The following is a 21,352-nucleotide window of genomic DNA, read 5'->3' as shown; positions in this document are numbered from 1 at the left end:
CCGGAGATGTTTCAGGCGCAGGTGGTCGCGCGGCCTGATGCGGTGGCGGTGGTCTGTGAGGATGTGCGGTTGACCTATGCGGAGTTGGATGCCGCGGTGAACCGGCTGGCTCGTCTGTTGGTGGGTTTGGGGGTGGGGCCGGAACGGATTGTGGCGGTGGCGTTGCCCCGGTCGGTGGAGATGGTGGTGGCGTTGCTGGCGGTGCTGAAGGCGGGGGCGGCTTATCTGCCGGTGGATCCGGAGTATCCGGCCGCCCGGCAGGCGTTTATGCTGGCCGATGCCGCTCCCGTGGTGACGTTGGGTACGGCGCGGACCGTGGGGGCGTTGCCTGAGCACGGGGCGGTCAGGGTTGTCGTGGACGCCCCGGATACGGTTCGTGTGCTGGCTGGGCTGCCTGGTACGGCGGTGCGGGATGCCGAGCGGGTCCGGTCGTTGCGGCCGGGGCATCCGGCGTATGTGATCTATACGTCGGGGTCGACGGGTACGCCGAAGGGTGTGCTGATTCCGCAGCGTAATGTGGCTGCCCTCATCGAGACGGCGGGTCGGGTGTACGGGCTGGGCGCCGATGATGTGTGGAGTTTGTTCCACTCCTATGCCTTCGATTTTTCGGTGTGGGAGATGTTCGGTGCGTTGCTGCTCGGTGGCCGGGTTGTGGTGGTGGCGCACTCGGTGAGTCGGTCGCCGCGGGAGTTCGTTGAGTTGCTGAGCCGGACGGGTGTGACGGTGCTCAGCCAGACTCCGTCGGCGTTCTATCAGGTGATCGGTGAGTTGGCTGCTGCCGGGGTCGGTTCCTCGTTGCGGTATGTGGTGTTCGGTGGTGAGGCGCTGGAACCTGCCCGGTTGCGGCAGTGGTATGACCGGTATCCCGGCGACGTCCCGGTGTTGGTCAACATGTACGGCATTACCGAGACGACGGTCCATGTCACGCACATCGCGTTGGACCGGGAGCGGGTGGTGGCGGGGACGGGCAGTGTGGTGGGTGGCCCGTTGCCGGGTGTCCGGACGTATGTGTTGGACGAGTTCCTGCGGCCGGTGCCTCCCGGGGTGGTCGGTGAGCTTTATGTGGCGGGTGCCGGGCTGGCCCGTGGCTATCTCAATCGTCCCGCGTTGACCGGGGAGCGGTTCGTGGCCTGCCCGTTCGGGGGGTCGGGGGAGCGCATGTACCGCACGGGTGACCTGGCCCGGTGGACCGGCGATGGTGGGCTGGTGTTCGCGGGGCGGGCGGATGCGCAGGTGAAGATCCGTGGTTTCCGGATCGAGCCCGGCGAGATCGAGGCCGTGCTGTCCGGGCATCCCGCCGTCGACCAGGTCGCCGTCGTGATGCGTGAGGACCAGCCCGGCCACCGGCACCTCGTGGCCTATCTCGCCGGGACCGCCGGGACCGCCGGGGACGGCTCGGACCTCCGGGACTTCGCGGCCGGGCTGTTGCCGGACTACATGGTTCCTTCCGCGGTAGTGCTGCTGGACGCGTTGCCGTTGACGGTCAACGGCAAGCTGGACCGGGACGCGCTGCCGGCTCCCGACTTCGCGGGCCTGGCCGGTGGCCGGGAGCCCCGGACGCCCGTCGAGGAAGCGCTGTGCGCGCTGTTCGCCGAGCTGCTGCACCTGGAGTACGTCGGGGCCGACGACAGCTTCTTCGACCTCGGCGGCGACTCGATCATGTCGATGCAGCTGGTGGCCCGGGCCCGCCGTGCGGGCATGGTGATCACGCCCAGGCAGGTGTTCGAGGACAAGACGCCCGCCCGCCTCGCGCTGGTGGCGGAGAGCAGGCCCGCCGGACCGGCGGTCGACGACCTGGCCGTCGGTGAGGTCCCGTTGATCCCGGTGATGCGTTGGGTGGCCGAGCGGACCGGGCTGCGCCGGTTCTCCCAGTCGGTGCTGACGATCGTGCCGGCTGGGCTGGGCGAGGGCCGGTTGGTCACGGCGGTCCAGGCTCTGGTGGACCGGCACGACGCGCTGCGGGCGCGGCTGGTGTGCCCCGGCCCGGACGTCGCCTCGTGGCGGCTGGACATTCCGCCGCCTGGTCTGGACGCCTCCTCGTCGGTGCACCGGGTGGACGCCGCCGGTCTGACCGGGCCCGAGCTGACCTCGCTGGTGGCCGCGGTGGGCCGGTCGGCGGCGCGGCGGCTCGATCCGGAGGCCGGGGTGATGCTGCAGGTGGTGTGGCTGGATCGGGGGCCGGATGCCCCCGGCCGGGTGCTGCTGGTGGCGCACCACCTGGTGGTCGACGGGGTGTCGTGGCGGGTGCTGCTGCCGGACCTGGCGGCGGCCTGTACGGGGGCTTCGCTGGAGCCGGTGGGCACCTCGTTCCGCCGGTGGGCGGGGCTGCTGGCCGGCTCGGCGGACGACCCGGCGCGGGTGGCGGAACTGCCTGGGTGGCAGCGGTTGCTGGCCGATCCCGAGCCGCCGCTGGGCGGGCGTCCCCTGGACCCCGCTCGCGACACGGTGTCGAGCGTACGGCGGGTGTCGGTCCCGGTGCCGCGTGACGTGACGGCGGCGCTGCTGACAACCGTACCCGCGGTGTTCCACGCCGGGATCGACGACGTGCTGCTGACAGGTCTGTCGCTGGCGGTGACCGAATGGCGCGGGGTGCCAGGCCCGGTGCTGGTGGATGTGGAGGGGCACGGGCGCGAGCCGCTGGCCGATGACGTGGATCTGTCGCGTACGGTCGGCTGGTTCACCAGCGTGCATCCCGTCCGGCTGGACCCGGGTCGGGTGGACTTCGCCGAGGTACGGGCGGGTGGCGATGCCGCGGGCGTGGTGATCAAGCGGGTGAAGGAGCAGGTGCGGGCGGTGCCGGGCGATGGCCTGGGCTTCGGCGTGCTGCGCTATCTCAACATGGTCACGGGACCGGCGCTGGCCGCGCCACCGGTGCCGCAGATCGGGTTCAACTACCTGGGCCGGTTCACCACCTCGGCCAGGCAGGAGGAGTGGCAGCCGGTGGCGCTGGGCGGGGACATGCCCGAGCGGATGCCCGTCGCGCACGCGCTGGAGGCGGACGGGATCGTCGAAGACGGGCCCGACGGGCCCGAGCTCACCGTGTCGCTGTCGTGGCCCGCCGGTCTTCTCGAGCCGGACGCGGTGCGGGAGCTGACCGACGGGTGGGTGGCGATGCTGACCGGGCTGGCCGCTCAGGCGGGCCGCCCGGGGGCCGGCGGGCACAGCCCGTCCGACTTTCCGCTGCTCAGCCTGGCCCAGCAGCAGCTTGAGGAGCTGGAAGCGGAAATCGCGATGGAGGACTAGCCGATGCCGGTGGCTCGGATCAACGGGATCAACCTGAGCTTCGATGACTACGGCGTGGGAGCGCCGGTCCTCCTGGTCACCGGGACGGGAGCCCCCGGGCGCGTCTGGCGGACCCACCAGGTGCCGGCGCTGCGAGCCGCGGGCTACCGCGTCATCACGATGGACAACCGGGGCATTCCGCCCTCCGACGCCGGGCCTGAGGGGTTCACGCTGGCCGACATGGTGGCCGACACCGCCGCCCTCATCGAGCATCTGGGCGTCGAGGGCTGCCGGGTTGTGGGCTTCTCACTCGGCGCCATGATCGTGCAGGAGCTGCTCGTCGCCCGGCCCCGGTTGGTCGGGCAGGCCGTGCTGATGGCGACCCGCGGCAGGTCCGACGCGCTGGCCACCGCCATGTCCCTAGCCGAAATAGAGCTGTACGACAGCGGTGTCACGGTACCTGCGCGTTATGCGGCTTTCATGCATGCGCTGCAGAGCCTCTCGCCGCGTACGCTCAACGACGAACGGCAGATCAGGGACTGGCTCGACGTCTTCGAGGTCTCCGCGGTGACCCTCTCGGCGGCCCGCGGCCAACTGGGCCTGGAACTCATCCCCGACCGCCGGCCGGGCTTCGCGCATATCCAGTGCCCCTGTCTGGTGATCGGCTTCCAGGACGACCTGATAGTCCGTCCACCGCTGTGCCGCGAAGTCGCCGACGCCATCCCGGGAGCCACCTACGAAGAAATTCCGGGCTGCGGCCACTACGGCTACCTGGAACGCCCCACCGAAGTGAACTCGGCCATTCTGGGCTTCTTTGCTCGGCAAACGACCGGCGCAGTGCCCGGTCAGGTCATCGTCACGTAGTGCCGCGGTAATCAACACGGCTGACCCGTTCCGTCATCGAGCCCCGGCCGCCGGTGATGGAGGTGCGTGGGAGCCTTGGCGTTCATTCGACCTCGGCCAGGGCGTGGGCCGGCCGCAGCCGGGTCGTGCGCCAGGCCGCGAGCGTGCCGGCGATCAGGGCCGCGGCGATGGCGATCAGGGCCGCCGCCGCGAGGGTGCTTGGCTCGGTGTGTGCGTTCAGGTGCACGGCGAGGTTGTGCGCGCCCGTGCCGGTGCCGACGGTGGCGGTCAGGGTCGGTGCGACCGCGTTGACAAGACCGATGCCGGCGTAGCCGACCGCGACTCCGAGCGCCGCGCCGGCGAGGCCGACCGTGCCGGACTCGGCCATGATCTGCGTGATGACGCGCCAGCTGGTCCAGCCGATCGCTTTCAGGGTTCCGAGTTCGCGCGTCCGCCGGGTTACGGAGGCGAGGGTGAACAGGCTGGCGGCGGCGACGGTGGCCAACAGCACGCCCACGGTGAGCCAGGTGCCGAGATCGTGCATGAGGGTGGTGGCGCTGGCGAGAGAGCCGTTGACCGCCTCGGCGAGGTCGCGTGAGCTGCTGAGGGTGGCCGAGGGCAGGAGCGCGGCGAGCTCGGTTTCGACCGCGCCGACGTCGGCCGCGGTGCTCGCCGAGACGTAGATCGTACTCACCTTCCCCGCCAGCGGCTTCGAGTGCTGGCCGGCGGGCAGCCGCTGGGCGGCAGCGAGCGGGAGGTAGATGCTGGCCGCGCCGGTGGCCGTGGGTTGGGAGACGATCCCGACGACGGCGAACCGGGTCCCGGCAACGGTGATCGTCGATCCGACGCCAAGGTGGTGGGCGGCGGCGTACTGGGTGTCGATGACCGCGACGTCGCCGCGGCTGTCGGCCCGGGACAGGGGACGGCCCGAGCGGAGCGTGGCGGACGCGGCTGGCCCGAGGCCCAGGCGCGTGACGTCGATCCCGTCGATCCTCGTGCTGGTCGGGATGCCGCCCGAGCCGGTCGGCGGGAGGGTGATCTCGCTCAGGACCAACGAGTCCGCGACGCCGGCGACGTGCGCCAGCCCGGCGATGGCCCGCACCGTCGACGAATCCAGCACCGCCCCGCCGGCCACCGACAGGCCCGTGCTGCTCGCGCCGTCCGCGCTGCCGCTGCCGTCCGCGCCGGTGCGACGGTCGGCCGATGGTGTGGCGGTGACGGTGAGGTCGGTGCCGATCCCGTTCAGCGTGTGTAGCACCGCGGTCTGCGCGTCGTCGACCGCGGCGGCGGTAGCCGTCGTGGTGAGGACGAGCCCGACGCCGACGGCGAGCCCCGTGGCGACGAGCATCGCCTGACGCGACCGGTGCCGCAGTTCACGTCGAAGATAGGTCAGGACGAACATGAGGGCTCCGATCGTGCGTTCGCCGACCGGCGGCGTGCGTTTGACATGCCGGTCACCCGATCCGCGTACCGGTGATGTCCAGCTTGCCGTCGTTCATGACGGCAACACGTTCGGCGAGGGCCGCGACGGCGCTGTCGTGGGTGACGAGCACGAGCGTGAGCTGGTTGGCGGTCCAGATCTGTTCGAGCAGCGTGAGGATCTCGTCGCGGGTGTCGACGTCGAGGTTGCCGGTGGGCTCGTCGGCGAGCAGCACGCTGGGTTCCTTGACCAGGGCCCGGGCGATCCCCACGCGTTGTTGCTGGCCGCCGGACAGCTCGGAGGGCAGGTGCCCGGCTCGATCGGCCAGGCCCACGGACGCCAGCGCTGCCGCCGCGCGTTCCCGGCGCTGGACAGCGGGGGTGCGCAGCGGAACAAGGGCGGCTTCGACGTTCTCGATCGCGGACAGGGTGGGGATGAGGTTGAACATCTGGAACACGAAGCCGACCCGGGCGGCACGGATCTCGGTGAGCTGTTTCTCGGACATCGTGGCCAGGTCCTGACCGTCGAGGTTGACGGTGCCGGTGCTGGGCCGGTCCATGCCGCCCAACAGCTGCAGCAGGGTGCTCTTGCCGCTGCCGGTGCGGCCCTGGATGGCGAGCCATTCGCCGTCGGCAATGGACAGGCTCAGGTCCCGCACCGCGGTGACGGTGCTGCCACGGGCGCGGAAGGTCTTGGAAACGCCGGTAAGGGTGTACATCGGGTTCTCGATTCGATCTCGGGAAAGCTCGGTTCGACCTCGGGAAGGGCGGTAAGCGGGTGCGAGTGGCCGGGGCTGGTGTGCTGGTGTGCTGGTGGGCTGGTCAGGCGACGCGGACGAGGGCGTGGGCCGGGCGCAGCCGGGCGACGCGCCAGCTGCCGAGCGCGCCGGCGAGGACCGCGCCGACGATCGCGAGCACGACCGCGAGCAGGATCGTCGCGGCCCCGACGGTGGCGTGCAGGTGGACGCTGAGGGTGTGCACCCCGCCGGGCAGCGTCATCGTCTCGAGGCTGCCGTTCTTGATCAGCGCGCCCTGGGGTGGTGTCGAGCCGGGGTTCAGGGCGACGGCCGCGGTCAGCGTGGGGGCGATCGCGTCGATGACGGCGGCGCCGGCGAACCCGAGCCCGATTCCGACCGCGGCTCCGGCCAGGCCGGTCACGAGCGATTCGGCCATGATCTGGGCGATGATGCGCCGGGTATGCCACCCGAGTGCCTTGAGCGTGCCGAACTCGCGAACCCGCCGCCGCACCGCGGCGGTGGTCAGCAGGGCGGCCAGCGCGAATGCGGCGAGGAGCATCGCCACGGCCAGCCAGCGGCCGAGGTCGCGCGCGAGGTCGGCGGCGCTGGCCAGCGACCCGCTGACCCTGCTGGCCAGGTCCGACGAGCTGGTGACGGTGGCACTCGGGAGCAGCTTGGCGATCTTGTCGTGCACGGTGGGGATGTCGGCCGCGCCGGCGGCGGCCACGTAGATCGCGGTGAGCTTCCCGGCCAGGTCGGGCCGGGCGGAGGAGGCGAGTGCCCGGGCGCGGCCGAGCGGGATGAAGACGTCCTCCGGGTCGCTGGCGGCTGGTTGGCTGATGATGCCGATCACGGTGAAGCGGGTCTTGGCGATCATGATCGTCGAGCCCACCCCAAGGTGGTGCGCGGCCGCGTAACGCGCGTCGATCACGGCGCGGTCGGCGTCGGCGTCCGCGGTGGTGAAGGACCGGCCCGAGGTGAGCGTGCCGGAGGCGTACGGGCCGAGCTTGAGGTGCGCGACATCGACCCCGTCGATGCTGGTCGAGGTGAGGCTGGGCAGCCCGCCGGTGGACGGCGTCGGGCCGACGACCGTCTCACCCACGCTCAGGCCGCCCGCGACCTCGGCCACGCCGGACATCTTCGAGATCGGGGCCAGGGCTGAGGAATCCAGCAGCCCGAGGCCGGGCGGCAGCCGGAAGAACTCCTTGCCCGCGTCTCCGGACGTGACCAGGCCCTGATTCGAACCCGAACCGCTCGAACCCGAGCCGCTGGTGGCCGCCGTCGTCACCGAGATGTCGGTGCCCACCCCGTATAGCGAGTGGAGCACCGTGGTCTGCGCCCGGCTCACGCCCGTCGACGCCGCGGTCAGCGTGACCACCGCAGCGACCCCCACCGCCAGACCGACCGCGACGATCACTGTCTGCCGGGCCCGTCCCCGCAGGCCGCGCAGCAGGTAGGTCACGAAGAACCTGCTCGAGGATGTCGCCGGTGCGTGGGCCGGCCTGTGGGTGCCGAGCGCGGTCATGACCCGTTTCCGGACAGCGGGGGCAGGCTCGCCGACGAATGCCCGGACGGCGTGAACGGGGTACCCAGATCTGGCCGCGATCCACCACCCGGGGCCTGCTGTTGTTGCTGCTGCTGAACCTGACCCGGGTCGGGCGAGCTGGTAGCCGGCGAGCTGGTAGCCGGCGAGCTGGTAGCCGACCCGGGATCGGGCGACGTCTTCGAGCCCTGGCACGCGGCGGCGCCGAGCAGGCACAGGGCAACCGCCGCGGCGCCGACCGTCCTGCGCGCCGCCGAAGACCGCCTGGTCGCTGCGGGCGTCGCTGCGGGCGTCGCGGGGTACCGGTCCGCGGCTCTGGTCTGTGGTGTGGTCTGCGGCATGGCCTGTGGTGTGGCCTGTGGTGTGTTGTTCATCTCGCTCACGTCCTCGTCAGGTGCGGGATCGGCGCTCGGTCCGATTCTCGGCTGCGTCCGGTTACTGGGACGTTGATATGACGGGGGCGGCAACACGGGGTCAACGTCAGCTGTTACCGCCCTGTTACCCGCGCGGGTGGGATCCTGGGAGGGCGGAAGGTCGCACCGAAGCCGGTTCCCGTTCGCATGCGCCAACAGGCGACGGTGGTTTCAGCGCACGGTGGTTTCAGCGCACGGTGGTTCCAGTGCGGGATCTGCGAGAGGTGGCAGCCAAGCGTGAGTGACCTGGCCGAGCGGGCGAGGACGGCTGCCGCGGCGTCCGGTACACCCGCCGAGCCGCCCGAGCCGGCTCGGCGGGCGGTGTCAGCCGCCGCTGCCGCCCCGCGTTCCAGCGGGCTGGTCGCCCGCCTCCGTCGGTGGCCGTGGGCGAGGCTGCTCCCGCGCACGGTCCGATTGCGCCTGACGCTGCTCTACGGCAGCTTGTTCGTCCTGTCCGGCGCCGCGCTGCTGGCGATCACGTATCTTCTGGTGCTGCACGTCACCGCCACCATCCAGATCACCACCACCCCGACCGGCATGCCGGAAACCCAGGGCGGCCCACTCAACGGGCAACCGGCCCCGCCACGGGCCTCGTCGGCGGTCGCCTCGCAGGTCCACCACAGCTACCTGCACCAGTTGCTCGTCGAGTCCGGGATCGCACTGGCGATCATGGCGGTTGTGTCGATCTGGCTCGGCTGGCTGGTGGCGGGCCGGGTGCTGCGCCCGTTGCGCACGATGACCGCGACCACCCTGCGGATCTCCCAGGAGAACCTGCACGAGCGCCTGGACCTACCCGGCCCGCAGGATGAACTCACCGACCTTGGTGACACCATAGACGGGCTGCTGGCCCGCCTGGAGACCGCGTTCGAGGCGCAGCGACGCTTCGTCGCCAATGCCTCCCACGAGCTGCGCACCCCGCTCACGATGATGCGGACCTCGCTCGATGTCGCCGAGGGCAAACCCCAGCCCGTGCCGCGGGAGGTCACCGTGCTCGCCGGCAAGCTTCGCGAGGGACTCGACCAGGCCGACCGGCTGATCGAGAATTTCCTCACCCTGGCGCGGGCCCATCAGGGGGCACCCGGCAATGATGCCGCCGTCTCGCTCACCGGCCTCGTCGTCGCCGCGCTGGCAGCCCGCGAACCTCACGCCGCCGAGCTGGGCGTGCACATCCACCGTCAGCTCGCGGCCGTCGAGATCATCGGAAACCCGACGCTGCTGCGGCGCCTGGTCGACAACCTCCTCGACAACGCCCTGCGCTACAACCATCCCGGTGGCTTCGTCCACGTCCAGGTCCAGGTCCGCTGCCACCCCGCCACCGGCGGCACGGATGACGCCAGGATTGCCCACCTGACGATCGAGAACGCCGGGCCGCCGCTCGACGACGCCGACGTCCAGCAGCTCGGGCAGCCGTTTCGCCGCCTGGCCGCCGACCGCACGACCGCCGGCAGCGTCGGGCTCGGGCTGTCGATCGTCGCCGCGATCGCCGCGGCCCATGACGGCGCTCTGCACCTGAGCGCCCGACCCGAGGGCGGTCTGCGGGCCGTCATCACCATGCCGCTCGTCGGCCGCGCTCCGGTGTCGGGGGTGCCGAGGGTGCCGAGGGTGCCGGGGGTGCCGGGGGTGCCGGGGGGTCGCGGTGAGGCCGGGGTCGCGGTGAGGCCCGGGGGGTCGCGGTGAGAGTGCTCGTCGTCGAGGACGTGCACCGCCTCGCCGACGACATCGCCGAAGGCCTCCGTGACCACGGCATGGCCGTCGATGTCAGCTACGACGGTCTCGACGCCGCCGCCAAACTCGATGTCAACCGCTACGACGTCGTGCTGCTCGACCGTGACCTCCCCGGCCTGAACGGTGACATGTTGTGCCGGATGATCATAGATTCCGAGGACCCGGCCATGGTTCTGATGCTCACCGCGGCCGACACCAGCGCCGATCGTGTCACCGGGCTGAGCCTCGGCGCGGACGACTACCTCCCCAAACCCTTCCACTTTCCCGAACTCGTCCTACGGGTGCGGGCACTGGCCCGGCGTCGGCCCACCGCGCAGCCACGCGTCCTCAAAGCCGGCGGTGTCGAACTCGACCCACTGCGCCACACCGCCATCCGTGACGGGCGGCGACTCGATCTCTCCGCCAAGGAATTCGCCGTACTGGAGGCACTGTTGCGCGCGATGCCGGCCCCGCTGAGTGCCGAGCGGCTGCTCGAACAGGTCTGGGACGAGTACGCGGACCCCTTCACCAAGACCGTCTCGGTCACCATTGGACGGCTGCGTCGCAAACTCGGCGACCCGCCCGTCATCGAGACGCTCGCGGGGGTCGGCTACCGGATCATCCCGGCCGACTGACCCGGCGGGGCGCACGTGGGCAATCTGGGTGGTCTTTCGCCGTCGTCTGCCGTGATGCCCTACCTGGCCAGATCGACGATGCCGTTCCGGTCCTCGTTGTCTCCCGATGACGTGGTCTCGAGACCCGGCCGGTGTGCCACCGGCCGGATCGGGGAAACGTGGTGCGCGCTCGGTGTGGGTTACCAGTTCGGGTTACCAGTTCGGGTTGAGGATGAGCGGAGCGTCGGTGTCGGCCATCCACTGGTTGAATTCGTCGAGGGTGGTGAACAGCGGCTGGTTGGCGTGGTGGCAGGTAACGGTGGCAAGTTCGATGATTGCGGTGCTGGGATCGCTGGTGGTGAGCGTCGTCTGGACGTGGGCGAGGTCGGGTAGCGCGGCGCGGGTGACCTGAGTGCGCTGATCCTCGCCGAGAGTCATGGTCGCCTGGCCGATCAGCGCGGCCGTGGCCGCGGTGGTGACGGTCTCGGCTTCCAGGACCGCGAGTAGCTCGGGGCTGGCGCCGTCGGCGCGGGCCGCGACGATCGCGAGCTGGAGTCCTTGGATGATGATGGCGGCGGTGGCCTGCGCAACGACACCACCGACGAGGGCTCCGAGGACGGGGACGGGGACGACGGTCTGCCCGACCAGGCCGCCGGCCCACATCAGGCCGGTCCTGGCGGTCCCCGTCACGCTGCGGGCAGCGAACTCGCCGGGGTCGATGCGACCGCGGGCCAGGTCCAGGCCGGCGTCGGCGACGGCCCACACGGCGTCAGCCATGGCGGCGGGCACGGTACCGCTGCCCAGCGCCTTGGGCAGAAGACCGCTGCTGGCCGCGGTGCGGACGGAAGCGGAGATCGTGCCGATAGCACCGGAGCGGGCGGCGTTGCGGGCGGTGCCGCCAGCGACCGTGATGACTGCGGCGCCAGCGGAGGTCTCGCCGGCACGGATCCGGGCGGTCTCGCTGGCCGTGGTGACCATGGCGCCGACGAGCGCGCCTGCGGCGGCTCCAGCGAGGCTGGAGGTGGCGATGTCTCGCCCGGCTGCGGCGGCGATCTGGTGGTTGGCCCATCGGGCCGGGTTGTGGGCGGCGTCCTGCGTCTGCCGGTAGCTGATCGAATCGCTGTGCACCGACCCGTGCGTGAGCCGGTCGGTGCTGAAAGCCGCCGCGTCGGCGTAGCCCTCGAAGTAGATCCCCTCCTGGTTCATGCCCAGCCGCCGGTCGAGCAGGTCGTGGACGGCGTCGACCCGGTCTCCTGCGACCAGTCGCCCCATGCCCTGATATGCGGATCGCGAGATCTGGCGGGTCGTGTCCGACACCCGGTCGACGAGTTTGGCCTGCACCTCGGCGACCATCCGGCCACCGTCAGACAGCCGGATGTCGACCGGACCATTCTGCGGACCGCCCTGTGTCCATTCCAGGACCTGGGCGCGTACCGTCGAGCCCGCGCGGGCCGCGTGCCGGTTGAATCCGACCGCGTGCATCACCTCGAACAGGTGCCCGGCACGCTGCGGATTGCCATGGTTGGCATACCGCCGCGCCAGCTTGACGACAGTGTCGCGGCCGTTCAGTGTCTCGACCACCTCCGCCGCGGTCCGGCGGGTCGTCTGGTCGATGATCGACCAGACCGCGGCGTCCGCCCCACCGGGAAGCAGCCCGATATGCCTCTCGCGTCTGCCGTGAGGCAGGGCAGAATGAGAGGTGGTCACGCTGGCCGGGGCAGGGCGAGCAGCCGCTGCTTGGCGTTGAGAACGACCTGGCGAACCTGCACATCCACCGTTCCGTCCTCGCCGGCGATCGGCGTACTCATCACCGTCACCGCGGTCGAGGCGACCCCGACGAGCTGTGCCACCCGCTGCCGCTGCGCGATCGTGTAGGTCGCATAGTCCGGGTTGGCGGTGACGAGCGTATCCAGCAGCGGCAGCCGGACGGTCATCGCGACGCGCAGGTCCTTGAGAATGTCCCGGACCTGCCGGCTGCGCCGACGCACGAGGGCCGCCTGCGCCTGCGCCCGTCCGAAGTCAGCCGCCGCCTCGGCGATCTGCGCCGCTGTCTCGCGCTGACCGGTGCGGGCCCTGCGCCCCTGCCACTCGAGCACCCCGCCCACAGCAATGACCACCGGCGCCGCCACGATGCCCGCCAGCACGGTCGTCCCGACCGCGACCCCACCACCACCGGCGGCGATCGACCCGCCGCCCAGCCAGGCCAACGTCGCGCTCGTCGCCGCAGCACCGGACAGCCCTGAAATCGCCGTCCCAGTGGTGGCCGTCGCCAAGGCCCCGACCGCCGCGAACGTCGCACCACCCGCCCCGGCGCCGGCCACCGCCCCAGCAGCCAGCGCCCCCAGTGACTGGACCACACTGATCCGTAGCCGACGCAGTTCGACGTCCGGCAGCTCCCCGCCGACCAGCAGGTCGATCTCCCCGAGCTCAGCCAGATCGACGTTCTTCAGCCGACTGAACACCTCCTGGAACGGCACCAGCGCCACGTCATACAGCTCAGCACGGGCCCGCTGCTGAGCCTCTGTCTCGGCAGCCATTCGCCCGGCCAGCAGCCGACAGCGAGCTTCGAGCTGCTCGTACGAACGCTTGTTGTCTTTCGCAAGCTTGACCGCATCAACAATGGCGACGCCCACGGGCCCCCCGAATACCCAGCCACGTTCCAGCACCCGCCACGATATCGCAGCCCAACAGGCATACCGACCACGGCGCTGCCTGTGGCTTCGGTGGTTACAGGGCCAGCAGGTGATGGGCATCGTGCCTCGGCTGCGTCTGCTCCGGTGAGATTATGGCGGCTGGTAGATCCCGAGGGGGGAGAGGCAGTTCGGCGTGGGGAAGCACTCGAAGCCGGTGGCCTGTCCTGGGTGTTCCGGTGATGGGACGGTCGAAGTTGTCAACGACGGGACGAAGGAGAAGAAAACCTGTCAGCTATGCAAGGGCACCGGGAAGGCATGAGCGGGCGGGTGGTGAACCGGGAGGACTTCATCCCGGATGAGGTCTGGGTGACCGGTGATGACGGATTCTTCCTGGTTCCGCTCCGTCGAAGCGAAGATCCGGAAGGGTGGTTGGCGCTGGTCCGTAGCGATCAGGCGATCACCACCCAGGTAGACGATGGTAGGGACAAGTACGACGGTAAGGGGATCATCCCGACCAGTTCGTGTAGTGCGCGGTGGGTGGTCGACCGGATGCTTGATCTCCTCGGCGTGCGCCCGGGAATGCGCGTGCTGGAGATCGGGACAGGTACCGGCTACAACGCTGCGCTTCTCGCGGTGCAGGCCGGTTCCGGTCAGGTGACCAGCATGGAAGTCGACCCGATGATAGCCGGACAGGCACGGGCGGCGTTGGACCGGACCGGCCATCCCGTGCGGGTGATCGCAGGGGATGGGACCGCGGGCTATCCGGCGGGCGCACCGTACGACCGTGTGATCGCAACAGCGTCAGTGTCGGTGGTCCCCTGTTCGTGGGTGGAGCAGACCCGGCCCGGGGGGCGGATCGTGTTCCCGTTCGCCGGTACCTTCGACGGGGCGTTGGCGGTTCTGGTCGTCGATGACGATGGTGTGGCCCGCGGCCGGTTCCACGATGAGGCCGGGTTCATGCGGCTACGGAACCAGCGGCGCGACCCGCATGTGTGGTGGCTGGGTGAGGACGACGCGGACGTCAGGCCCACCCGCCGGTATCTCCGCGAGCCTTTCGATGATGCGGCGACCGGGTTCGCGGTCGGCTTGTGGCTGCCGGGCTGCACGACCGGGGACATCGACGAAGGCGGCCCCGCGAACACCCTGTTGCTGTCTCACAGCCCGTCGCAGTCCTGGGCATCGCTGACCGCAGGCCTGGACGAGCACGAGATCACCCAGTACGGGCCGCGTCGACTCTGGGACGAGCTGGAGACGGCCTACGACTGGTGGATGAACTCCGGCCGGCCCTCCCGCGATCGGTTCGGGCTCACTGTGACTCCCGACGGGCAAACCTTCTGGCTCGACAACCCGGACCACGCCATCCTTCTCCGCTGAGCCGGACACGGGAGGGCGGAACGCTCCGACAGGCCGACCTGCCGGCGGCCGAAGGCCGCCCTTGAGGGGGTGCAGGTGGCACGCCGCTGGCGGCCCGACGCACCATGCCCGCTGACCTGACCGACGCCCGGGTCAGCGGCTACGGCGCCATCGAGCGGAAGGCGTAGCCGGGCCGGCTCGCGCTTCGGGAACGGTCAGGCACGGTGGATCAGGATGTCGCCGTCGCCGCTACGGGCGCGCACCTCGACGGTCTCGTCGGTGGGCGCGGGGGCGTGGATGGCGGTCAGTTCGCTGTGCACGCCGCCGCGTCCCGAGCGGACGTCCAGCAGGGCGGCGGTACCTTTCCGTACTCCCACTTCGAGCCGGCCGGAACCGGATACGAGCGCGACTGTGCCGCGCACCACTTCGCCGATCCGCACGCTGCCCGAGGCGGTCCTGGCCTCGACGCCCGCCAGCGCGCGGTCGACGGTGATGGCACCGGAGGCAGTGATCAGCCGTGCGTCCCCCGTCACCTCACCGATGGTGACGCCCCCGTTGGCCGTCTTGACTACCGCCGAGCCGTCGATCTCGCGGATCCGGATCATGCCGTTCGAGGTCTTGATCTCGGCGTGCCCGGTCGTGCGGCCCACGGACACGTTCCCGTCGGCGGTCCCCAGCCGGAGCCTGCCGGTCTGGTCAAGGTCAATGTCGCCGGTGGCGGTGTGGAAGCTGGAATCGCCCAGGCGGCCCGTGCTCTGGATGTTGGTCATCGAGCTCGCCTCGACCCGCGAACCGGTGGGCAGCTCGACTGTCACGGTGACGGAGCCGTCCGACCCGAACAGCGAGCGGGCCGTCTTCCTGGGCGCTCTGAGGTGAAGCTTGCCTTTGTCATATTCGATGCGGGTCTCCCGCGCCGTCCGCACGTCGGTGTCGTGCGACGGGTCGCTCGGGCGTACCTCCACGACCGTGTCGGCGCGGTCGCTCGCGTTGATCCGGACGTGGCCGGTCCCGAGTTCGATGACGGCGAGGATCGGTTCGGGGGTGCGAAAAGTCGGCATGATGATCTCCTTGTAACGTCGTCAGCCTGGACATGGCTTGCCCGGACGCGGTGAACGCCGGCGTGGCTAACGCCGGCGTGGCTAACGCCGGCGTGGCTAACGCACCCAGCCGCTGTAACGCAGTCCCATCTGCTGGCCTGCGTGCGGACCGGTGCGCCGCCCCGCGGCACCGGGGTCGAGCGCGGCGCAGACGGCGTGCACCAGCCAGGCGTTGACGGACAGTCCTTCGTGCTCGGCCGCTTCATCGATGCGCGGTTTGAGACGCTCGGGGACGCGTAGCGTGATCCGCGAGGTACGTCCCTCGTCGTCCTCTGGAGCGGCGGACGGTTGCCTGACCACGGCGGCCTCGAAGTCGTCCGCATCCGAGTGGTCGGCCGGTGGTGGCGTCACGACAAAATCAGGGTCTCGCCCACGCAGGCGTACCTCGACCGAGCCCGGTGCCAACTCTCGGGTGATCTCGTCGGCGGCGGCCGACAGCGCCTCCAGCAGGGCGAGCCTGACGGCCGAGTCCAGCGGCAGGGCGAGCCGCTCGGCCAGCGCGCGGGCGTCCTCACCCCCGGCTTCCGCGGCTGCCGCGAGTTCCCGGCGGAGGTTCTCGACATACGGTGCAAGGTCCATGACGCCATAATGGCGCCAAGTTGACGTCATGTGCAAGCTCTGGTGGCCATTAAGACGTCACAGACGCGGTCGCGGATGCCGTCACGGACGCCGTCGCCTCGGCTGTCCGGCCGGTACGGCCGTCGGCGGGGCGGTCGCGCACCCTCGTCGCGTGCGACGACTACGAAAAGTAGCGATCGTCGGGGTGCTCTCGTCACCGTCGCAGGCCTCGGCGATAGTGGGGCGACCCGCTCGGTGGCGGCGGTGAGCAGACGGGGGTGGATGTGCCGGGCGACGCGCACGGCGTCAGGATGCAGCCGCCGCGGGCCACGGATCCGGGGTCGCTGGGCCGGCACCGGGTGCTGGGCAGGCTCGGTGCCGGCGGGATGGGTGTGGTCTACCTGGCCGAGGGTCCCCTCGGCCAGGTCGCGGTCAAGCTGATCCGACCGGAGTACGCCGACGATCCGCAGTTCCGGGCGCGATTCCATCGCGAGGTCCAGGCGTGTTTCCGGGTCGGCGGTGCCCACACCGCCCGGCTCGTCGACTTCGAGCTGGAGGCCGAACGTCCATGGCTGGCCACCGAGTTCGTCGACGCCCCGGACCTCGCCGCCCAGGTCGCGGCGGCCGGCCCCCTGTCCACCGGGGAGCAGATCATCCTGGCGGCCGGGCTCGCCGAGGCGTTGGCGTCCATCCACGCGGCCGGCCTGATCCACCGCGATCTCAAACCGTCCAATGTGCTGTGGACCGCGGACGGGCCGAAGGTCATCGACTTCGGGATCGCCGCGGCGGCCGAGGCGCGCCCGCTGACCGCGGTGGGCGGAGTCGTCGGCACGCCCGGGTGGCTCTCGCCGGAGCAGGCCACAGGCGGGGAGGTCACCGCGGCCAGCGACGTGTTCGGCTGGGGGGCCCTGGTCTGCTTCGCAGCCACCGGCCAGCCGCCGTTCGGCAGCGGCTCCGCCGACGCGGTGGCGTCGCGGATCGCGGCCGCCGAGTTCCAGATCGACTTCGACCGGCTCGCTCCGGAGCTGCACGCGCCCGTCCGCGAGGCACTCGACCGCCAGCCGCCGCAACGGCCCACCGCGCTCGACCTGTGCGAGCGGCTCGTCGGTCACGCCCGGGGGGCGCGGATCCCGGTGACGCGCGTCCTTCCCGACGCCGCCCGGACACCCACCCCACCGGCTGCACCGCAGATCCCGGCTGCACCGCAGATCCCGGCTTCATCCGAGCCGCGGGCACGCCGTCGCCGTCGCTGGCTGTTGGTGGGCGCCGGCACCGTCGTGATCCTCGCGCTCGCGGGGGCGCTCGCCGCCGTGCTGGTGATCGGGGGCGACAACTCGAGCGCGGACAACTCGGCGAGTGGCCGGCAGTCCTTCACCGCCGACGCGCCGTGGCGTCTCGCGATCATCGACCAGATCGAGGGCACCGACAACGGGTGCACGATCACCGTGACCAGCGACAGCACCGGCGAGCAGAAGGCGATCAAGGAGGTCTACGGCGCGAAGACCTTCCAGGTACCGCTTGTCGGCGGCTTCCACTGGCGGGCCAACGACCCCGGGTGCTCGGTGACGGCCCGCTCCGGATCGGGGACGGCCGTCCTGCCCTTCGCCCAGCAGGCCGGCACCGGCGACACCGACGCGTTCGAGGTCGCCTCGGGCCTTGTCCGGGTCGAGGTCGTGGACTTCGCCGGCTCGGACGACTGCGGGCTGCAGCTCCACGACGCCGCCGACGGCCGGGAGATCAGCTTCGGTACCGCGGCCCGCGGCGGTCCGCCGTTGCTGCTGGACCCGAGCGGACGCACCCAGGTCTACCTGGCCAACCTCACCTGCGGTGTCCGGGTGTCGGCCGCCCCGGCAGCCCCGGGCTGAGCGGGTTCTGTTCCCCGCTGCCCGGCACAGCACCGTAGCGGCCCGTACCGACCGGCCGGCTGTAGGGCCGCTCGTGTCACCGCGGTCCGCACGCTGACGGAGGCGGGCTGACCGAGGTCGTCACCGTTGCGCGCGGCTGATGGTTACGGCCGGCTGTTCGTGCGCCAGGTTCATCAAAGTGCCATCTGGGCGACCACGGCGGGTAACACGTGGTCCGTTCGTTGGTCGGCTGTTTCCGGTTGGCTTTATGGGCGCTCCGTCGGCGAGGGTCGTCGCCGCTGCGCTGGAGGACTTGTGGACCGTCGTCGCGTGCTCGCGGGGATCGTCGCAGCGCCTTTCGCCGCCGTCCCTCTCCTCGTCCCGGTAGCCGCGTCGGTCGCCCCGGCGGGCGCCCTTGGTTCCGGCGGTGGCCAGCGTCGCCCGACACTGGTGATCGGGCATCGGGGAGCGGCCGGCTACCGCCCGGAGCACACCCTGGCCTCCTACGAACTGGCCGCCCGGTTGGGTGCCGACTTCGTCGAGCCGGACCTCGTGTCCACCAGGGACGGCGTCCTGGTCTGCCGGCACGAGCCGGAGATCGGCGGAACCACCGACGTCGTCGCGCATCCCGAGTTCGCCGCCCGCCGGACGACGAAGATTCTCGACGGCGTCGCGACCACCGGCTGGTTCACCGAGGACTTCACCCTGGCCGAACTGAAGACGCTGCGCGCCAAGGAACGGCTGCCCGAGGTCCGCCCGCGGAACACCAGGTACGACGGCCAGTCCGAGATCCCGACGTTCACCGAACTGCTCGACCTGCGCGCCCGGCTGTCCCGGGAACTCGGCCGCGAGATCGGCGTCTACCCGGAGACCAAGCACCCGACCTACTTCGCCAAGGCCGGCCTGCCCCTGGAGCGGCGGCTGCTGGACATCCTGGTCCGGTACGGCCTGAACCACCGGGGCGCGCCGGTGTACGTCCAGTCCTTTGAGACCACGAATCTCTGCGAGCTGCGCACACTCGGCCTGCGCACGGCCTCGGTACAGCTGCTGTCCGCCACGGGCGCACCGTTCGATCTCGTCAATGCCGGCGACCCGCGGACGTACCAGGATCTGTCGACGCTGGCCGGGCTGTGGCAGATCGCCCGCTACGCGAACGGCATCGGCCCGGACAAGCTTCAGATCATCCCCCGGGCCGGGGACGGGACGCTGGGTACCCCGACCTCCCTGGTCACCGACGCCCACGCCGCCGGGTTGGTGGTGCACCCGTACACCTTCCGCGCGGAGAACACCTTCCTCCCGAAGGACTACCAGGTGGGCGCCAACCCCAGCGACCTCGGCCGGGCCGTCGACGAACAGGTTGCCTATCTCAAGACGGGCATCGACGGGCTGTTCACCGACCAGGCCGATATCGGCGTCCGCGCCCGGGCCGTCGCCGCCGGCCTCCCGAACCCCGGACCCCCACCGGCCGGCCACCACGCCACTCAATGACCCGCCCCACAATGACCCGCCGGCAGGTCCGCCTCGACATCGGACAGCCGGTTAACCGAGGGTCGGAAGCACCCGTTCGAAGAATTCGTGGTGACCGGCGAACGTGAGCTCCAGCCGGGTGAACTCGTGCGGCGTCACCCAGCGGGCGTCGCTCACCTCGCCCGGGTCGAGGATCAGTTCCTCGTCGGATCCGACCTCGGCGGTCCACCAGTGCAGCTGGTAGCTGCCGTCGTCGGTGTCGCATTCCCAGACCTTCGCAAGGGGGGTGACCGCCAGCCCCACCTCCTCACGGACCTCGCGAACCAGCGCCGCCGCCTGGCTCTCGCCGGGCTCGATCCGGCCGCTCAGCGGAGCCCAGTAGCCCGGTCTCCGCGCCTGCGGCCCACGCCGGATGACCAGTACGCGACCGGCCCTCAGCAGCACCGCGACCACGGCCTGCCGTTTGCCCACCGCCGCCGTCACGGGAACCAGTGTAGGGAGGAGGCCGACGTCGCGACGGAAAAGTGTGGAGGGTTGAGTGTGGAGGGTTCGGCACGGCCCGCAGGTCGTGAACCGTGCCTGACCCTCCGCGGTTCAGCCGGCACCATGATCGGGAGGATCGCCGGACGTCGCCGGGTACGGACGGCGGCGATGCTGGTCAAGGGATGATTCCCATCAAGGGGTGATTCCCCCTCGGGCGACGAGCTGGGCGGCGATGACGTTGCGCTGGATCTCGTTGGTGCCTTCGCCGATGATCATGAGTGGGGCGTCACGGAAGTAGCGTTCGACGTCGAACTCGGTGGAGTAGCCGTAGCCGCCGTGCACCCGGACCGCGTTGAGCGCGATCTCCATCGCGGTTTCCGAGGCGAACAGCTTGGCCATCCCGGCTTCCAGGTCGCATCGGTCGCCGGCGTCGTAGCGGTCGGCGGCCAGGAGCACGAGCTGGCGGGCAGCGGTGTACTTGGTGGCCATGTCGGCGAGGTAGTTGCCGATGGACTGGTGTTTCCAGATCGGCTTGCCGAAGGCCTCGCGTTCCTGGGCGTAACGCAGTGCGTCGTCCAGCGCGGCGCGGGCGACACCGAGGGCGCGGGCGGCGACCTGGATCCGGCCGATCTCCAGGCCCTTCATCATCTGCGCGAATCCGCGGCCTTCCTCACCGCCGAGCAGCGCATCGACGGGGACATGGTAGTCATCGAAGGACAGCTCACAGCTTTCGACGCCCTTGTAGCCGAGTTTTGGCAGGTCCCTGGACACGGTGAATCCGTCGCCGGGTTCGACGAGCAGGATGCTGATGCCCTTGTGCCTGGGCTCGGCTTTCGGATCGGTCCTGCACAGCAGCGCGATCAGCTGGGAGCGGCGGGCGTTGGTGATCCACGTCTTCGACCCGTTGACCACGTAGTGCTCACCGGCGCGGCGGGCGCTGGTGGTGAGGGCCTGCAGGTCGGAACCTCCAGCGGGTTCGGTCAACGCCATCGTGGCGCGGATCTCACCGCTGGCCAGTGCGGGCAGATAACGCAGCTTCTGCTGCTCGGTGCCGAAGGTGAGGATGAGTGTGGAGACGACGGTGTGGCCACCCATCGCGCCGGCCAGGCTCATCCAGCCGCGGGCGAGCTGCTCGGTGACCTGGACGTAGCAGGGGGTGGAGACGGCAACCTCGCCGTAGGGTTCCGGAATGGTCAGGCCGAAGATGCCGAGCTTTTTCATCTGCTCGATGAGCTTCTCGGGATAGTCGTTGGCGTGTTCCAGGTCCCGGGCGACCGGGCGGACCTCCCGATCGACGAAGTCGCGCACGGTGTCGACGATGGCTTTTTCTTCTGCGGTCAAGGTACTCACGCCGGGTCCTCTTCGGCTGGTCCTCTTGGATGGCTCTTGGATGGCTGGTCCTCGTTGGATGGGGGGCCGGGG

Annotated in this window: 16 protein-coding genes; 7 read left to right on the top strand and 9 right to left on the bottom strand. The window is 70.6% G+C overall.

Annotated elements, in window-relative coordinates; translation table 11 throughout:
- Together BMG523DRAFT_RS11635 and BMG523DRAFT_RS11630 are read left to right on the top strand one after the other, a co-directional pair.
- Window positions 1-3,243: non-ribosomal peptide synthetase (locus BMG523DRAFT_RS11635; protein ID WP_043591165.1), on the top strand; the 3,243-nt coding region annotated here is incomplete at its 5' end.
- A gap of 3 nt (window positions 3,244-3,246) precedes the next feature.
- On the top strand, window positions 3,247-4,086 hold the full coding sequence (locus BMG523DRAFT_RS11630; protein WP_043591151.1) for an alpha/beta fold hydrolase: 840 nt from the start codon (window positions 3,247-3,249) through the stop codon (window positions 4,084-4,086).
- Between the two features lie 82 nt (window positions 4,087-4,168).
- On the opposite strand, the gene BMG523DRAFT_RS11625 is transcribed toward BMG523DRAFT_RS11630, so the two are convergent.
- The 3 genes from BMG523DRAFT_RS11625 to BMG523DRAFT_RS11615 form a co-directional block, all read right to left on the bottom strand.
- Window positions 4,169-5,467, bottom strand: a complete 1,299-nt coding sequence (locus tag BMG523DRAFT_RS11625; RefSeq protein WP_043591149.1) for an ABC transporter permease — start codon at window positions 5,465-5,467, stop codon at window positions 4,169-4,171.
- Between the two features lie 52 nt (window positions 5,468-5,519).
- Window positions 5,520-6,203 carry an ABC transporter ATP-binding protein gene (locus tag BMG523DRAFT_RS11620; protein ID WP_043591148.1) on the bottom strand — a complete coding sequence of 228 codons (684 nt, stop codon included), beginning with the start codon at window positions 6,201-6,203 and terminating at the stop codon, window positions 5,520-5,522.
- A 103-nt stretch (window positions 6,204-6,306) separates the two neighbouring features.
- On the bottom strand, window positions 6,307-7,959 hold the full coding sequence (locus BMG523DRAFT_RS11615; protein ID WP_152987849.1) for an ABC transporter permease: 1,653 nt from the start codon (window positions 7,957-7,959) through the stop codon (window positions 6,307-6,309).
- Between the two features lie 455 nt (window positions 7,960-8,414).
- On the opposite strand from BMG523DRAFT_RS11615, the gene BMG523DRAFT_RS11610 reads away from it, so the two are divergent.
- A complete protein-coding gene (locus BMG523DRAFT_RS11610) occupies window positions 8,415-9,854 on the top strand; it encodes a HAMP domain-containing sensor histidine kinase (RefSeq protein WP_051623848.1) in 1,440 nt (479 codons plus the stop codon).
- Window positions 9,851-10,516, top strand: a complete 666-nt coding sequence (locus BMG523DRAFT_RS11605; RefSeq protein ID WP_011436856.1) for a response regulator transcription factor — start codon at window positions 9,851-9,853, stop codon at window positions 10,514-10,516. The genes BMG523DRAFT_RS11610 and BMG523DRAFT_RS11605 overlap by 4 nt, the downstream gene beginning before the upstream one ends.
- Before the next feature lie 192 nt (window positions 10,517-10,708).
- Here the strand turns inward: BMG523DRAFT_RS11605 and BMG523DRAFT_RS11600 are convergent, their stop codons facing one another.
- Window positions 10,709-12,202, bottom strand: coding sequence for a hypothetical protein (locus BMG523DRAFT_RS11600; RefSeq protein ID WP_043591146.1), 1,494 nt, complete (start codon window positions 12,200-12,202; stop codon window positions 10,709-10,711).
- On the bottom strand, window positions 12,199-13,128 hold the full coding sequence (locus BMG523DRAFT_RS11595; RefSeq protein ID WP_235463095.1) for a hypothetical protein: 930 nt from the start codon (window positions 13,126-13,128) through the stop codon (window positions 12,199-12,201). Before BMG523DRAFT_RS11595 ends, BMG523DRAFT_RS11600 begins: the two co-directional genes overlap by 4 nt.
- Before the next feature lie 315 nt (window positions 13,129-13,443).
- On the opposite strand from BMG523DRAFT_RS11595, the gene BMG523DRAFT_RS11590 reads away from it, so the two are divergent.
- Window positions 13,444-14,502 carry a methyltransferase domain-containing protein gene (locus BMG523DRAFT_RS11590; protein ID WP_011436848.1) on the top strand — a complete coding sequence of 353 codons (1,059 nt, stop codon included), beginning with the start codon at window positions 13,444-13,446 and terminating at the stop codon, window positions 14,500-14,502.
- 194 nt (window positions 14,503-14,696) lie between these two features.
- Here BMG523DRAFT_RS11590 and BMG523DRAFT_RS11585 read toward each other — a convergent pair whose 3' ends face one another.
- Together BMG523DRAFT_RS11585 and BMG523DRAFT_RS11580 are read right to left on the bottom strand one after the other, a co-directional pair.
- Entirely contained in the window at window positions 14,697-15,539 is an 843-nt protein-coding gene (locus BMG523DRAFT_RS11585) for a DUF4097 family beta strand repeat-containing protein (protein ID WP_011436847.1), read from the bottom strand.
- A 96-nt stretch (window positions 15,540-15,635) separates the two neighbouring features.
- Window positions 15,636-16,157 (bottom strand): toxin-antitoxin system HicB family antitoxin, encoded by a 522-nt coding sequence (locus tag BMG523DRAFT_RS11580; RefSeq protein ID WP_035732780.1) that lies wholly within the window; start codon window positions 16,155-16,157, stop codon window positions 15,636-15,638.
- Window positions 16,158-16,414: 257 nt separating this feature from the next.
- On the opposite strand from BMG523DRAFT_RS11580, the gene BMG523DRAFT_RS11575 reads away from it, so the two are divergent.
- A complete protein-coding gene (locus BMG523DRAFT_RS11575; protein ID WP_023840258.1) occupies window positions 16,415-18,001 on the top strand; it encodes a serine/threonine-protein kinase in 1,587 nt (528 codons plus the stop codon).
- 309 nt (window positions 18,002-18,310) lie between these two features.
- The gene (locus BMG523DRAFT_RS11570; protein WP_232235113.1) at window positions 18,311-19,468 is read left to right on the top strand and encodes a glycerophosphodiester phosphodiesterase; all 1,158 of its coding nucleotides are present in this window, start codon (window positions 18,311-18,313) and stop codon (window positions 19,466-19,468) included.
- A gap of 51 nt (window positions 19,469-19,519) precedes the next feature.
- Here the strand turns inward: BMG523DRAFT_RS11570 and BMG523DRAFT_RS11565 are convergent, their stop codons facing one another.
- Together BMG523DRAFT_RS11565 and BMG523DRAFT_RS11560 are read right to left on the bottom strand one after the other, a co-directional pair.
- On the bottom strand, window positions 19,520-19,918 hold the full coding sequence (locus BMG523DRAFT_RS11565; RefSeq protein WP_011436843.1) for an NUDIX hydrolase: 399 nt from the start codon (window positions 19,916-19,918) through the stop codon (window positions 19,520-19,522).
- A gap of 204 nt (window positions 19,919-20,122) precedes the next feature.
- Window positions 20,123-21,280: an acyl-CoA dehydrogenase family protein gene (locus tag BMG523DRAFT_RS11560; RefSeq protein WP_011436842.1), complete on the bottom strand. Its 1,158-nt coding sequence runs from the start codon at window positions 21,278-21,280 to the stop codon at window positions 20,123-20,125.
- Window positions 21,281-21,352 lie beyond the last annotated feature (72 nt).

The sequence above is a fragment of the Frankia sp. BMG5.23 genome (assembly GCF_000685765.2).
GTDB classification, from domain to species: Bacteria; Actinomycetota; Actinomycetes; order Frankiales; family Frankiaceae; genus Frankia; species Frankia casuarinae.
The sequence above is the reverse complement of the archived record's forward strand: the minus strand, read 5'-3'. Positions and strand labels throughout refer to the sequence as shown.

What these genes read in the sequence shown, in the direction of transcription:
- BMG523DRAFT_RS11585 (WP_011436847.1), bottom strand. Translation starts at nt 15,539, where the DNA reads ATGCCGACTTTTCGCACCCCCGAACCGATCCTCGCCGTCATCGAACTC.
- BMG523DRAFT_RS11580 (WP_035732780.1), bottom strand. Translation starts at nt 16,157, where the DNA reads ATGGACCTTGCACCGTATGTCGAGAACCTCCGCCGGGAACTCGCGGCA.
- BMG523DRAFT_RS11590 (WP_011436848.1), top strand. Translation starts at nt 13,444, where the DNA reads ATGAGCGGGCGGGTGGTGAACCGGGAGGACTTCATCCCGGATGAGGTC.
- BMG523DRAFT_RS11630 (WP_043591151.1), top strand. Translation starts at nt 3,247, where the DNA reads ATGCCGGTGGCTCGGATCAACGGGATCAACCTGAGCTTCGATGACTAC.
- BMG523DRAFT_RS11625 (WP_043591149.1), bottom strand. Translation starts at nt 5,467, where the DNA reads ATGTTCGTCCTGACCTATCTTCGACGTGAACTGCGGCACCGGTCGCGT.
- BMG523DRAFT_RS11620 (WP_043591148.1), bottom strand. Translation starts at nt 6,203, where the DNA reads ATGTACACCCTTACCGGCGTTTCCAAGACCTTCCGCGCCCGTGGCAGC.